This window comes from Corynebacterium sp. LaCa_282, from assembly GCF_057198125.1.
Map to the genome: position 1 here is coordinate 1,818,538 of NZ_CP191095.1, position 13,713 is coordinate 1,832,250.

The window sequence follows — 13,713 nt, forward strand, 5'->3', positions numbered from 1 at the left end:
TTCCTATATGGCCAAAAAGTCCCCGCATGCCGCTACCCCGGCCCTGAAAGTCATCGAAGATGCCGGAGTCAAACACTCCATATCCACCTTCGAGGCGGGCAAGGATCACTTTGGTGATCACGCCGCGGCGGCCTTAGACGTAGAACCCGAACGCGTGCTGAAAACGCTCATCATTGATCTCACCGCGGGCAAAGGTCCGCGCCGCGAGTTGGCGGTGTGCGTGATTCCCACCACGCACCATTTAAGCCTCAAGAAGGCCGCCGCTGCCCTTGGCGTATCTAAGGCCGCCATGGCGCAGGTGCACGATGCCGAGAAATCCTCAGGCTACGTGCACGGCGGCATTTCCCCGCTCGGGCAAAAGAACGCGCTGCCCACGGTGATCGAGGAATCCGCGGTGCTATTCGATACTGTCTTTATCTCCGGCGGCCGCCGCGGCCTAGATATCGAGCTCGATGCAGAAGACCTCGCGCGCTTGTGCGGGGCAGACTTTGCCGATCTACTGGCTGAGTAGCTCCGGGCAGTCATTAGAGACGGTCCCCACGGCCTTATCCACCGCGTGGTACTCAAATCCCCGCAGGCCCGTGGGCGCTAGCAGCTCCTTGGCTTCCTCGGCGCTACCCTCGAGCCAGGTGCGCATCTCCTCCGGCGCCAAAAATCGCGGCAACCTGTGGTGCAGCCACTCCATCTCTTCGGTAGCCGCGGTGGTCACGATGGTGGCAGAGAGCCGGTCCAACCCGGTATCCCAGAGCCCCGCGGCCCACAGCAGTCCCTGGTCTGGGTGGACGTAGTACGGCGTCTTGGTGGAGCCATCCTTGTGCCACTCGTAATAGCCGTTCATGGGGATAAGGCAGCGCTGGGATTTAAAGGCGGTGCGAAAAGACGGCTTGCTCGCCACCGTTTCTGCCCGGGCATTAAAAAGCGGCGGGCCATCTAGGTCTTTCTTCCACTGCGGCAAGAGCGCCCACCGCGCGGGATCGACTTCCGCTAGCTCCTCGCGCACGCGCACGATGGGAATGGGCTGGGTGGGGGCAATATTATACCGCGGCCCCGGCGTGCCCTGTGGGGCGTGGACTTCCTGGACACCCGGGAGGTTTCCCACCTCATCGAGGAGGGACTCGGTAAAAAGAACGAATCTTCCGCACATGCCCTCTATTATGGACACTATGTCTCAACCTTGGACCGCCCCGCTGGCTACCAGCCCCGTTACGGGGGAACACCAGGTGCCAGGATCGAAATCTATTACCAATCGCGCCTTCATCCTGGCCGCGCTGGCTGATTCCCCGTCCATCCTGCACGCCCCGCTGGTATCGCGCGATACGCAACTGATGGAGGACGCGCTCAGTGCCATGGGGGTTCGCTTCACCCATGACGGCGCCGATATCCACGTCCAGCCTGGGAAGCTGCACGGTGCCACGGTGGATTGTGGGCTGGCCGGCACCGTGATGCGCTTTGTGCCGCCGGTTGCGGCGCTGGCGGATGGCCCGGTGCGCGTCGATGGCGATAAGCAGGCCTATAACCGCCCCATGTCCACGACGCTGGATGCGCTGCGCAGCCTCGGCGTTGATGTAAAAGGCGATAGCCTGCCCTTTACGGTGTCCGCCAACGACTTGCCAGAAGGCGGGAAGGTCACCATCGATGCTTCCGGTTCTTCCCAGTTCGTCTCCGGCCTGCTGCTCAGCGGGGCACGTTTTTCCCAGGGCATCCAGCTCACCCACGAGGGCGGCCAACTGCCGTCCATGCCGCACGTGGAAATGACGGTGGGCATGCTACGCCAGGCGGGCGTGCGCGTGGATTCGGATGGCACGACGTGGACGGTGCATCCCGGCCCCATTGCCGGGCGCGAATGGTTCATTGAGCCGGATCTCTCCAATGCCACGCCGTTCCTCGCCGCCGCGGCGGTCACCGGCGGGCGCCTGACCATCAAGAATTGGCCGGCGAATACCACCCAGCCGGGCGATGCCAGCCGCCAGATCCTGCTGGATATGGGCGTGATGGTAACCCAGGAGCACAACAGCGTCACGGCAGAGGGCAACCCGGCAGGCAAGCTGCAGGGCATCGAGCGCAATATGGGCGATATCGGGGAGCTTACCCCCACCGTTGCGGCCCTGTGCGCGCTCGCGGAAACGCCGTCCCGGCTTACGGGCATCGCCCACCTGCGCGGCCACGAGACCGACCGTTTGCAGGCGCTCGCGGCGAATATCAATGCGCTGGGCGGCAGGGTCACCGAGCTTGACGATGGCCTGGTGATCGAACCCGCCGAACTCCACGGCGGCAATTGGCCGTGCTATGCCGATCACCGCATGGCCACCGCCGGTGCCATTCTGGGTTTGAAAGTCCCTGATATCCAGATTGAGGATATTTCCACCACCTCCAAGACCTTGCCCGGTTTCGCCCGCATGTGGGAGACGATGCTGCACCCCGACCAACAGGATTTACATGGCTAGACGTTTCGGTTCCTTTGATGAATCTGATGTGCGCGTGCGCCCCGGCAAGGGCTCGCGCCCGCGCACCAAGGATCGTCCCAAGCACAAAAATGCCAAATACGGAATGGTAATCACCAAGGACCGCGGGCGGTGGGGAGTTGCGCTTGACGATGGCCCCCACGTCACCGCCATGCGCGCCCGCGAGCTGGGCCGCACCGCCATCGAGGTCGGTGACCGCGTCGGCGTGGTTGGTGATACCTCTGGTGCGAAGGACACGCTGGCGCGCATCGTCAAGCTGGCGGATCGCACCTCCGTGCTGCGTCGCACCGCCGATGACACGGATCCGTATGAGCGCATCGTGGTGGCCAATGCCGATCAATTGCTGATCGTTTCTGCCGTGGCCGACCCGCCCCCGCGGTCCGGTTTTGTCGAGCGCGCCTTGATTGCCGCGTTCGTGGGCAACCTCCACCCCATCTTGTGCCTTACCAAGACGGATCTCGCGGACCCGACGCCGTTTGCAGAAGAATTCGCTGACCTAGATGTCACGGTGGTCGAGGCCGGGGTCGAGGATGGCTTGGAAGCCGTGCGCGCGCAGGTAGATGGGCATATCACCGCGCTCATCGGGCATTCCGGGGTGGGCAAATCCACGCTGGTTAACCGGCTGGTCCCAGATGCGGAAAGGGAAACGGGGGAAGTATCGGGCATCGGCAAGGGCCGGCATACCTCGACGCAATCGGTGGCCCTCCCCTTGCCCACCGACGCTCCTAGCACCGACTCCCAGGGCGGCTGGATCATCGATACGCCGGGCATTCGCTCCTTTGGGCTGGCGCACGTGGACGCGGATACCATCCTTGGCGTTTTCGAGGATCTCGCCGCGGCCATTGAGGAATGCCCGCGCGGCTGTACGCACGCGGGGCCACCGGCGGATCCCGAATGCGGGCTCGATGATCCAGAAATCATCCCCGAGGGCACCGCTACCGCCCGCCGCCGCGATGCGGTACGCGGGCTGCTGCAAGCCCTGCGCACCAACGTGGAGTGGGAAAATTAGCACACCTTAAAGCAATTCCACAAGGAAGGGCAGCTCCGTGGGGTGGTAGAAGGCCATGAAGTTATCCAGGGCATCGCCCACCGCGAGCTCCGCATCCTCATCGCCGAGGTCCGCGGTATCGATGGCCTCGATGGCCTTGGCCGTTGCCTCTTCGGATTCTTCAATATCCACGTGAATGGCGGCGAGGTTATCGGTGCCAAACTGCGCTGGCTGAAGCTCTACCACCGGCTCGCCCATATCTGGGCGCGGGGTGACTGCAGCGTCATCAACGTCGATGGAAATGACCACACGACGGTGCGGGAACTTCTCCTCATCCCCAATGGTCAACAGGCGCAGCGAAGCCATGGAGGCCTCGAGGAAGGCGGAGTAGGCGATCTCTTCTTCATCGCCTGCGGTATAAAAATCGCGCAGGGCCGGGGTAACCATGAAACCCCAACCGGAACGCGCCGCGAGCGTACCGGTTTCTGCGAGCTCCGCCAGCATGGCATAGGTCGCCGGAATATAGACGCGAGCTTCAGCCACTAAAATTCCCCTTCAATATCGAATACGGCTTGAATTTCTACGGACACGCGGTCGAAGCTGGTGTACAAGAAACCGATCATCCCGGCATCGACGGCGGCGCGCACGTTAAGAATCGAATCATCGACCATGACGCAATCGCTCAAGGGCAGCTCGAGGGCATCGGCAGCCGCTTGGAAGGCCGCAACCTCCGGCTTTTCCGCCCCGATTTCGCCAGACAACACCACGGCATCGACGTTGCCGCGGTATTCCCACTCGCGAATGTGCTCAGCGCCGGAACCGCCCGGGTCATTAGACAAGATAGCGGTTGCGGCACCATTTGCCTTCGCCGCGGATAGAAGAGCCTTCCAGCGGCGATTGTCCTCTTCAGCGCCATCGAGGACGCCGACATAGTCAACGATGAGACCACGCATAATTTTTAATCCTTCAGTACACGAATTCTTTGTAACTCCCGAAAGTATAGCGAACTGCGCTTATATTCTCGCCCGCCTCATACAGGAAACTGCCAGAAATAGCGCGCGCAGCGCCCCCATGAGATAATTATCACGCGTTCGCCTCCCTGCCCTTTTCGCAGGAGCACTCATTTCACCATGTATGAGCCCATTCCCGGCTACTCTCATCTCAAGCTATATATCGCCCCGCACCGCATCCATTACGGCCGCCTGCCCACTACTGCAGAGGTCGCCGCCCAGCACCATATCCAAGCCTGGGTGGTCTTTATCCTTGAGGTCGCCGCCGGCTACCGCCCGCTGGCAAACCTTAATTCCCCGCGCTTTTCGGATTCCATCCGCCTGCACATTGGTTCTTGGGTGCACCGCCGGGAAAGCCCCTATGACACCGATGCCCTGCGCCTTACCAGCCTGCACGCGCGGCCTAATGGCGAATACTTCGGTTCCGCAGTCATCGGCACCCACCGCCACGCCTTTACCGGCTCCGCCACAGACCAGGGCCTGCGCTCGTTTCGGCTGCTCTAAAACTGACCGCACCCCTCCCTCTTTCCCCCACCGCGCGAGGGCCGGAGGAAAAGGAAGGGGCGCAAAAGAGCGCGGAGGTTTTATGCCTCTACGGTTTCTTGGCCTGCAGGACCAGAGCCCGAGTCACCGCCGGACTCTTGGTTTTCTTCCTGCTGCTTGAACTGCTTGCGCAGCATGAACAACTGGCGCACGGTTTCTTCCTTCACGCCTTCATTCATGGCATTGAACATATCGCCACCCTCCTTCTGGTATTCCACCAGCGGGTCGCGCTGCGCCATCGCGCGCAGGCCGATGCCCTCCTTGAGATAGTCCATCTCATAAAGGTGCTCGCGCCATTTCTGGTCAATAATCGGCAGGATGACCATGCGCTCAGTATTGCGCATCTGCTTGTCTCCGCCGATGGCAGACACGGCTTCCTCCAGCTTGTCGTACTCCCGGTTCGCGTCGGTGACGAGGGCATCGCGCAGCTGCTCCGCGGTGAGCTCGCCTGGGGAACCGTACTCGGAGCCTTCCACCAATTCTTCTGGGGACATCGTGGGACCGTACAGTGCCTCGAGGGCATTCCAGAGTTCCTCGAGGTTCCAGTCCTCGACATAACCGGTGGCGGTAGCACCCGCGACGTAGGCAGAGACCGTGTCATCGATCATGGTGCGGATATCGTCCTTGATGTCATCGGCATCGAGGATGGAATAGCGCGTGGAGTAAACCACCTTGCGCTGCTCATTGAGCACCTCATCGTACTTCAGCACGTTCTTGCGCATCTCGAAGTTCTGGTTCTCCACCTGCGCCTGGGCGCCCTTAATGGAGTTCGAGACCATCTTGGCCTCAATGGGGACATCATCAGGCACGTTGAGGCGGTTCATCATGTGCTCCATGGACTGGCCCACAAAGCGCACCATCAATTCATCGCGCATGGACAGGTAGAAGCGGGTCTCTCCCGGGTCACCCTGACGGCCGGTACGACCGCGCAGCTGGTTATCGATGCGGCGGGACTCGTGGCGCTCGGTGCCCAAGACATAGAGTCCGCCCGATTCGCGCACCTCATCGCCCAAGCGCTTCGAGCGCTCTTTCTCGCCGTCGATCTCGGCTTCCCAGGCTTCCTGGTACTTTTCCTCATCCTCAAAGGGGTCGAGGCCGCGCTCGCGCAGCTTCTCATCGAGGATAACTTCCGGGTTACCGCCGAGCACGATATCGGTACCACGGCCGGCCATGTTGGTTGCCACGGTCACGGTGCCGGGGCGACCCGCACGGGCGATGATCTGGCCCTCTTCTTCGTGGTGCTTGGCGTTGAGCACGTTGTGCTGCACGCCGCGCTTGCTAAGCAACTGCGACAAGTATTCGGAGCGCTCCACAGAAGTGGTACCAACCAAGACCGGCTGGCCGTGTTCGACGTGTTCTGCAATATCATCAACCACCGCGGCGAACTTTGCCTCTTGGGTCTTGTAAATGCGGTCCGAGTGGTCGGTGCGCTGGTTCGGCTTATTGGTAGGAATAGGAACCACATCCAGCCCGTAGATGGAATGCAGCTCCGCGGCTTCCGTTTCCGCGGTACCGGTCATGCCGGAGATTTTTTCATAGAGGCGGAAGAAGTTCTGCAGGGTAACCGTCGCCAGCGTCTGGTTCTCGTTTTTGATCTCCACCTGCTCCTTGGCCTCAATGGCCTGGTGCATGCCCTCGTTGTAGCGGCGTCCTGCCAGAACGCGGCCGGTAAAGCCATCCACGATCATCACTTCGCCGTTGCGGACGATGTAGTCCTTATCGCGGGTAAATAGCTCCTTGGCCTTCAACGCGTTATTGAGGTAGGAAACCAACTGGGAGTGCTCCGGCGCGTAGAGGTTATCAATGCCGAGTTGATCTTCGACGTACTCCACGCCTTCTTCCAAGACGCCGATGGTGCGCTTTTTGTGGTCCACTTCGTAGTGGATTCCCTCTCGCATGCGCGGCGCCAGCTGCGCAAAGACGCCATAGAATTGGGAGGAACCGTCAACCGGGCCGGAAATGATGAGTGGGGTACGGGCTTCATCGATAAGAATCGAGTCCACCTCATCCACGATGCAGAAATTGTGTCCGCGCTGAACTACATCATTGAGGGTGCGCACCATGTTATCGCGCAGGTAATCAAAACCCAGCTCATTATTGGTGCCGTAGGTGATGTCGCAGTCGTAGGCTTCCTTGCGCTCTTGCGGGCGCATTTCAGACAGGATAACGCCCACGGACAGGCCCAACCAGCGGTGCACACGGCCCATCATCTCGGCGTCACGCTTGGCCAAGTAGTCATTGACCGTGACGATGTGTACGCCCTGCCCCTCCAAAGCGTTGAGGTAAGCGGGCAGCAAGGAGGTCAGGGTCTTGCCCTCACCGGTGCGCATCTCTGCCACGTTGCCAAAGTGCAGGGCGGCACCGCCCATGATCTGCACGGGGTAGTGCTTTTGTCCCAGGACGCGCCAAGCGGCTTCGCGGACGGTAGCAAAAGCATCGAGCAAGATGTCGTTCTTTTCTTCGCCATCCTTTAGGCGAGTTTTGAACTCGTCAGTCTTGGCCTTTAGCTCATCGTCCGAAAGCTCCGCGTACTGATCCTCGAGTGCAATTACATCGTCTGCAATTTTGCCCAGGCGCTTGACCGTACGGCCCTCGCCCGCGCGCAGCAGCTTGGAAAGTCCAAACACTATTCGTTAGTCCTTCTTGTCGCGACACATTAGTTAACTTCCCGCAATTGTACTCACGCCACTGCCCTTCTCGCGTTCTACCCGCCCTTAAACGATAGTGATTTCATACTAAGGGCACTAAGAAAACAGATAACTCACAGCATGACAAATCCCCCTTCCAAACCTCATCGAGTTCTAATGTGATGGGTAGGAAGGGGGAATAAAGAGGCTTAACTCTTTAGCCAGGCGCGGGAGATTTTAGCCCTCTGCATCCTCGGACAAGGAGATGATGCCGTAGTCGAAGGCGTGGCGGCGGTAAACCACGGATGGCTTGTTGTTTTCCTCGTTGACAAAGAGGAAGAAATCGTGGCCAACCAGCTCCATCTCGCTCAAAGCATCGTCCACGCTCATCGGGGTGGCCGGGTGCTCCTTGGTGCGCACGATCTGGCCGGGGCGAACGTCCTCGACGGTCTCAGCATAAGGATCGACCAAACGCTCTTCCTTAGCGCGCTGTGCTTCTGCCTCCGCAACCATCTCAGCGGCGATTTCGCCGGTGCCCTTCTGTGCGCGGTGGCCGCCCTTGACGTATTCACGGCGCACCTTCACCTTGCGCAGGGAGCGTTCCATCTTGCCCATTGCGGTTTCCAACGCTGCGTAGAAGGAGTCTTCCTTAGCCTCTGCACGGGCGATGTGGCCCTTGCCGGTCGCGGTGATCTGGATGCGGTCGGACTCTGCTTCGCGGCGTGGGTTCGGCTCGTGCTGCAATTCCACGTGGAAGAAGGTCAGTGTGGGATCAAGGCGTTCAATCTTTGCCAGCTTGTCGTTGACGCGCTCCTGGAAGTGTTCCGGTACATCAACGTTACGGCCCGTAATCGTTACCTGAGCTTTGTTTGGCTGGGACATTGAGATGCCTCCCTTTGGTAGTGGGGACTAGAAACAATCACAGTAACTGTTCCTCTGTGACACCTCTAATAATACCAGTGGTTATGACCTGATGGCATTAGGGGGTAACACCGTGCACCCTACTGTGTGATGCGCCTTAAGCATCGGCAAAAGCCAACGCCCCATAGACCGTAGCGCCAGCGGCGCGCAGGGCCGCCATGCTGGCCGCGAGGGTGGCACCGGTGGTTATAACGTCATCGACAAGCAGCGCCGGCTCACCGCGCACCGGGGTATAAACCCCCACTCGCCCCTGCAGATTCGCCCATCTATCCTGCGCATTGAGCTCGGATTGGTCCGCCGTATCCGCGCCCATGACAAGCGCCTCGCGCACCCGCAGGCCCTGCTGCCGGCGCGCCGCACCCTGGCACATGGCCGTCACGGGATCACCGCCGCGCATGCGCGCCGAGCGGCGCCGCGTAGGGGCCGGCACCAGGCACAGCTCGCGGGGAATCTCGCCACGGGCGGCCAAGTGCGCCACGCCCGCGGCCACCACCGCACCTATATAATCGCGCACTTCCCTATTGCCCTGTTCTTTCATGCTGATGACGATGTTGCGGCGAATATCGGAATAAGGCCCTAGGGCGAATACCGGCGCCCCGAGCAACCGCGGCCGGCTTACCAGGTAGGGAGGCTGGCGCAGGTGTTCCCGGCACTGCGGGCACAAGACGTGGCCGGGCGCGCGGCACCCGGCACACGCACGCGGAAAAATCAGCTCTCGCATGCTCACGGCGCGACACCACCCCATCCCCGAAAGGTCCTCTGCGGCAGCGTCGCCTAGCGCCGCCGCCTTCTAACTGGACACGATAGGCGAAGAGCGCCGGCCCTGCAGGCCAGGCACCTCGCGCCAGTTCACCTCATCGACCACCGTGGCGGGAAGCTCCAGCATGGCATGGGAATCCGTAATATAAAGCTTCGATGGCGAGGTAGCCACCGCAACTACCGGGGCGGTGATATTACCCGTCGGCATGGTAGAGGCCGAGGAACCATCCTGCTCGATGCGCCATACCGGCGACTGCCCAGAGGACGTACCCACGATGAGCGAGCCATCGTTATTCCAATCCAAAGATAATGCCGAGCCGGAGACCTCAGGGCCCACCTCGCGGGCGTTGACGATGCGCTTATCGCCGCTGCTGGATTGAGCCACCGCGGCGATGTAGACGTGGCCGTCAATGATCATCGCCGCGCGTGCGCCGCTATGGGAGAGGCGGATAACGGAGATTTCGCCCTCGATATCGTCGATGCTGCGGGCATCGACCTCGGATTCTGAAATCCGCCCAGTGGTCTTGGAACGCACGACGCGCACGATACGGTCACCATCGACCACCGTCCAGACGGCCTGCCCGTTATATTCAAAGGTGGGCCGCGCCAGCGTCTTACCTTCGACCGAATCCTGCAACGCGGCACCAATCTCGCCCATCTGCAGCTTGAAGTCGCCGCTAGGCTTCCGGCTAACCGCCGCAATCATGCCGGACTCGGTGACATCGACCGATTGCACATTGCCGCTCGAGCCCAAAGAGCCCTTAACCGGCTCGGCCACCCCGCTATCGACCTCCAGCACGTTGCCCTCGTTCAAGGCGTACAGCGTGGACAGGGAATTACTGTTTACCTTGGGGTTATAGTCAGCAAAATCGTCCACGCTGACGGTGTCCATGCCTTCTAACAGATTGCTGCCATCGGCCTTGACCTTGAAGGGGCCGATATGCCCGGCATCAGAAAGCGTCCAGACCAACTGCGCCGCAAAGCGGGTGCGGTCATTTTCATCCAGGTCCGACAGGCCCTCGAACTGGTAGCCGTTTTCGTTGTCATAGCCGGCGAAGGTGACCTTTTCATCCGCCGCCCGGCGGGTGGCCGGAGCAATGCTGCTAGATGGGCCTTCCATCAAGAGGGTAATCAGCGTGGACTCGGATTCCTCGCTGCCCTTATACAGCCACCGGCGGTCCGGGGCGAGGACGTCATCGGTTTGTTTATAAAAATAGAGCGATTGCGGGGTGTAATGATTGCGCAGCTCATTGCGCTCGATAACCAACCCGGCCGGCAAACTATCAACGAGCCACTGGTCATCTACCATTTTCATGTCGATGGTAGCTTCGTAGCTCTCATTTTCCGGCACATAGGCCCCGCCGGATTTGAGGCGTCCAATGATGGTGCCGCGCACATTGAACGAGCGCGCATCCGCCGCCGTATTCTGCTTCTTATCAGGCGCGGTCACGATATCCAGGCTATCGACCACCATGACATCGCCCGAGGCATCCCAGGCCCCGCGGGCGTTATCCGTGAGGAACCCGCGAGCGGCATCGTGGTCATTGGTGGGAACGGCCGCGGCGCGATAAAAATCGCGCAGGGTAAGGTCCGGGTCCGCCCCCACCTCTGGGGCAATGACCTCTTCCGCGCCATCGGCCTGTTTGTGGTAGGTACCCACGACCTGGGGGCTCGTATCGTGCGGCAAGGTTGAGCAGCCGGTGACAAAGCACAGCGCCGCCACCGCGCCCACGGCGGTGCTCCGCCGCCACAATCCATTGCGTATGACCGAATTCATTTATTTATCCCCCTTAAAATCCGGCGCCTTATAGGAGCGCCTCTCGGGCGAGGCGGCCCCACGATTGCGCTCAGAAGGCCACAAGATTCCGTCACCATCCGCCTCGGCCACCTCCGCCGAGTCATCGTCGATGCCAATTCCGCGGCCTACCACCGAGCTGCTGCTTGGCGATGCCCCACCGGCGCCACCCTCGCCCTCATCTTCTGCTGCACCAGCAGCCGCTTCCCCAGCATCCGCTGCATCAGATTCCGCTGAACCAGCATCACGAGCTGCATCATCGGCAGCGCCAGTTGCGCCGCTGGGTTCTGCGGTAGCAGGGGCATCGTCAAGCGAATCGTGCCCGTCGTGCGCGGCGTCTGAACCGGTGCCCGGGGCGCCTGGAATCTCGCGGGAGATGGGTTCTTCACCGATCTCGGTATTCGGCTCGCGCGGGATGATGAGGCGGAAGCGGGAACCGTAGCCGAAGACGCCAAAGGCATCGAGCGTGCCGCCGTGCAAGACCGCGTCCTCGCGGGCGATGGCAAGGCCCAGCCCGGTGCCGCCAGAGTGGCGCTTACGGGAGGAATCCGCGCGCCAGAAACGGTTGAATACCAGCTCTTCTTGCCCGGGTTTCAGGCCCACGCCGTGGTCCGTGACCGCCACGCCCACGGCCTTATCCGTGGTAGCGATATCGATGACCACGGGTTTACCCTCAGAGTGGTCGATGGCATTGGCCAAGAGGTTGCGCAAAATGCGCTCGATGCGCCGGGAATCGGCCTGGATGGTGATCCGCTCGTCTGGCATATTGCGGACCACCTCCACGTCGAGCTTTTGGGCTAGGTGCTCAACCTGGCGGTAGGCGGCATCCACGCAGGATCGCAGGTCAATGGCCGTGGTGGACAGGTCCGCCACGCCGGCATCGTGTCGGGAAATCTCGAGCAGATCCGCGAGCAGCTCCTCGAAGCGGTCCAGCTCCCTGGACATGAGCTTGGAGGCGCGCTGCGCGCCCGCGGGCAGGCTATCGGCCTCGGATTCGATGAGGTCTGCGGCCATGCGCACGGTGGTAATGGGGGTGCGCAGCTCGTGCGAGACATCGGAAGTGAATTGCCGCTGCAAATCGCCGTATTCCTCCAGCTGCGCAATCTGGGAGGACAATTTATCCGCCATATTATTAAAGGAGGCGGCAAGCCGGCCCATCTCATCGTCCCGGTCCACGGCCATGCGCTCCTTGAGATGGCCGGCGGCCAGGCGCTGGGCAATGCGGGACGCGGACTTAATCGGGGTGATGACCTGCTGGGTAGCCAACCAGGCAATGCCCACCAATAAGACCACGACCACCACGCCGGCGGCAGAGAGCAGGCCGCGCATCAGCGCCATCGTGGACTCTTCCGATTCCATGGACAGGGCCAGGTAGACCTGCAGATTCGGAATCTCGGCATCGGTGGGCGTGCCCACCATGAGCGCGTTATAGTAATCGCCATTGCCGCGCGGGACCGGATAATACTGCTGCGCAATCTGGTCCTGGCCCACCATCTGCCGCATTTGTTCCGGCACCGGGAAATCCTCCGGCGAGGTGGTGATGGATCCATCTTGGTTTTCCACCACGATGACGGGTTCATATACGGCCTGCGCATCGCCTTGTTGCGCAGAGAGTTGATCCAAAGAAGCGCGGGCGGAGTTGATGCGCACCTGCACCGAGTTGGCCGAGCTGGTGGCATCGATTTGCTGTTCCACCGCCGTGCGGGCGCGTTCGAGTTCCTGCAGCGCCACGTCTTCTTTTTGGGATACCAACCGCTGGGTCAGCACGGAGACCAAGGCGTAGGCCAAGATGATCATGACCACCGAGGAGGCGACCACAATCATGCCGATAACGCGCGCCTGCAATGAGGTGCGCAGCGTATCTACTATGGCGTCACGAATGCGCCGCACGCGGTCCAGAATTCTGATGTTTCCTTACTCCCCGGCACCGGCTTTGCCGGTCTTATACCCCACGCCGCGCACCGTCAGCACGATCTGCGGATCTTCCGGATCGTGCTCGATCTTGGCGCGCAGGCGCTGCACGTGCACGTTCACCAAACGAGTATCGGAGGCATTGCGGTAGCCCCAGACGGATTCCAGGAGTGACTCGCGGGTATGCACCTGCCCTGGGTGGCGCGCCATTTCCAGCAGGAGCTCGAACTCCAGCGGGGTCAGGTTCAATTCGGTGCCATCGGTACGGCGCACCGTATGTTCCGGCACGTCAATGATCAGGTCGGCGACCTCAAGGGTTTCCGGCTCCGCGGAATCGGTGCGGCGCAGGCGCGCCCGAATGCGGGCGATGAGCTCCTTCGGCTTAAAGGGCTTGGTGATGTAATCATCCGCGCCGGATTCAAGGCCCAAGACCACGTCCACGGTATCGGTCTTGGCGGTCAGCATGACGATGGGCACCGCGGATTCGCGCCGGATGGTGCGGCAAATATCCACACCGTTCATGCCCGGCAGCATAAGATCCAAAAGGATGAGATCCGGTTCGTGCTCGCGGAAGGCAGGAACGGCATCGTTGCCATCCATGACGGGGACGGGGTTTAGTCCCTCAGATTCAAGGACAATGGTCAGCATTTCCGAGATCGCTGGATCATCATCCACGACCAAAATCGTTGGCGCCACG

General features: G+C 61.1%; 13 protein-coding genes. 4 read left to right on the forward strand and 9 right to left on the reverse strand.

Annotation, left to right across the window (positions count from 1 at the left end; all coding sequences use genetic code 11):
- Window positions 1–7 precede the first annotated feature (7 nt).
- On the forward strand, window positions 8–511 hold the full coding sequence (ybaK, locus tag ACP8KU_RS08495; protein WP_484483605.1) for a Cys-tRNA(Pro) deacylase: 504 nt from the start codon (window positions 8–10) through the stop codon (window positions 509–511).
- On the opposite strand, the gene ACP8KU_RS08500 is transcribed toward ybaK, so the two are convergent.
- Window positions 497–1,144: an SOS response-associated peptidase gene (locus ACP8KU_RS08500; protein WP_023028445.1), complete on the reverse strand. Its 648-nt coding sequence runs from the start codon at window positions 1,142–1,144 to the stop codon at window positions 497–499. The two genes, ybaK and ACP8KU_RS08500, sit on opposite strands and share 15 nt — an antisense overlap.
- Here ACP8KU_RS08500 and aroA point away from each other — a divergent pair.
- On the forward strand, window positions 1,143–2,444 hold the full coding sequence (gene aroA / locus ACP8KU_RS08505) for a 3-phosphoshikimate 1-carboxyvinyltransferase (RefSeq protein WP_034666842.1): 1,302 nt from the start codon (window positions 1,143–1,145) through the stop codon (window positions 2,442–2,444). The two genes, ACP8KU_RS08500 and aroA, sit on opposite strands and share 2 nt — an antisense overlap.
- Complete coding sequence (gene rsgA / locus ACP8KU_RS08510; protein WP_284636373.1) at window positions 2,437–3,471, forward strand: ribosome small subunit-dependent GTPase A; 1,035 nt, start codon at window positions 2,437–2,439, stop codon at window positions 3,469–3,471. Before aroA ends, rsgA begins: the two co-directional genes overlap by 8 nt.
- A 6-nt stretch (window positions 3,472–3,477) precedes the next feature.
- On the opposite strand, the gene ACP8KU_RS08515 is transcribed toward rsgA, so the two are convergent.
- On the reverse strand, window positions 3,478–3,993 hold the full coding sequence (locus ACP8KU_RS08515; RefSeq protein WP_431604318.1) for a DUF6912 family protein: 516 nt from the start codon (window positions 3,991–3,993) through the stop codon (window positions 3,478–3,480).
- Entirely contained in the window at window positions 3,993–4,403 is a 411-nt protein-coding gene (locus ACP8KU_RS08520) for an HAD-IA family hydrolase (protein ID WP_005281786.1), read from the reverse strand. The genes ACP8KU_RS08515 and ACP8KU_RS08520 overlap by 1 nt, the downstream gene beginning before the upstream one ends.
- A 177-nt stretch (window positions 4,404–4,580) precedes the next feature.
- Here ACP8KU_RS08520 and ACP8KU_RS08525 point away from each other — a divergent pair, with 177 nt between their 5' ends.
- A complete protein-coding gene (locus tag ACP8KU_RS08525) occupies window positions 4,581–4,964 on the forward strand; it encodes a hypothetical protein (RefSeq protein WP_284809276.1) in 384 nt (127 codons plus the stop codon).
- An 80-nt stretch (window positions 4,965–5,044) separates the two neighbouring features.
- On the opposite strand, the gene secA is transcribed toward ACP8KU_RS08525, so the two are convergent.
- From secA to mtrA, 6 genes are all read right to left on the reverse strand, one after another.
- Window positions 5,045–7,630 carry a preprotein translocase subunit SecA gene (secA, locus tag ACP8KU_RS08530; protein WP_005277525.1) on the reverse strand — a complete coding sequence of 862 codons (2,586 nt, stop codon included), beginning with the start codon at window positions 7,628–7,630 and terminating at the stop codon, window positions 5,045–5,047.
- Window positions 7,631–7,867: 237 nt separating this feature from the next.
- Window positions 7,868–8,512 (reverse strand): ribosome hibernation-promoting factor, HPF/YfiA family, encoded by a 645-nt coding sequence (gene hpf, locus ACP8KU_RS08535; protein ID WP_005277524.1) that lies wholly within the window; start codon window positions 8,510–8,512, stop codon window positions 7,868–7,870.
- A gap of 136 nt (window positions 8,513–8,648) precedes the next feature.
- Complete coding sequence (locus ACP8KU_RS08540) at window positions 8,649–9,272, reverse strand: ComF family protein (protein WP_269116800.1); 624 nt, start codon at window positions 9,270–9,272, stop codon at window positions 8,649–8,651.
- A 69-nt stretch (window positions 9,273–9,341) separates the two neighbouring features.
- Window positions 9,342–11,087 (reverse strand): MtrAB system accessory lipoprotein LpqB, encoded by a 1,746-nt coding sequence (gene lpqB / locus ACP8KU_RS08545; RefSeq protein WP_484483606.1) that lies wholly within the window; start codon window positions 11,085–11,087, stop codon window positions 9,342–9,344.
- Entirely contained in the window at window positions 11,088–12,950 is a 1,863-nt protein-coding gene (mtrB, locus tag ACP8KU_RS08550; RefSeq protein WP_484484168.1) for an MtrAB system histidine kinase MtrB, read from the reverse strand.
- Window positions 12,951–13,019: 69 nt separating this feature from the next.
- Window positions 13,020–13,712, reverse strand: coding sequence for an MtrAB system response regulator MtrA (gene mtrA, locus ACP8KU_RS08555; RefSeq protein ID WP_484483607.1), 693 nt, complete (start codon window positions 13,710–13,712; stop codon window positions 13,020–13,022).
- Between the last annotated feature and the right edge of the window lies 1 nt (window position 13,713).

What these genes read in the sequence shown, in the direction of transcription:
- ACP8KU_RS08540 (WP_269116800.1), bottom strand. Translation starts at nt 9,272, where the DNA reads ATGCGAGAGCTGATTTTTCCGCGTGCGTGTGCCGGGTGCCGCGCGCCC.
- ACP8KU_RS08520 (WP_005281786.1), bottom strand. Translation starts at nt 4,403, where the DNA reads ATGCGTGGTCTCATCGTTGACTATGTCGGCGTCCTCGATGGCGCTGAA.
- aroA (WP_034666842.1), top strand. Translation starts at nt 1,143, where the DNA reads ATGCCCTCTATTATGGACACTATGTCTCAACCTTGGACCGCCCCGCTG.
- ACP8KU_RS08525 (WP_284809276.1), top strand. Translation starts at nt 4,581, where the DNA reads ATGTATGAGCCCATTCCCGGCTACTCTCATCTCAAGCTATATATCGCC.
- ybaK (WP_484483605.1), top strand. Translation starts at nt 8, where the DNA reads ATGGCCAAAAAGTCCCCGCATGCCGCTACCCCGGCCCTGAAAGTCATC.
- rsgA (WP_284636373.1), top strand. Translation starts at nt 2,437, where the DNA reads ATGGCTAGACGTTTCGGTTCCTTTGATGAATCTGATGTGCGCGTGCGC.
- lpqB (WP_484483606.1), bottom strand. Translation starts at nt 11,087, where the DNA reads ATGAATTCGGTCATACGCAATGGATTGTGGCGGCGGAGCACCGCCGTG.
- ACP8KU_RS08500 (WP_023028445.1), bottom strand. Translation starts at nt 1,144, where the DNA reads ATGTGCGGAAGATTCGTTCTTTTTACCGAGTCCCTCCTCGATGAGGTG.
- hpf (WP_005277524.1), bottom strand. Translation starts at nt 8,512, where the DNA reads ATGTCCCAGCCAAACAAAGCTCAGGTAACGATTACGGGCCGTAACGTT.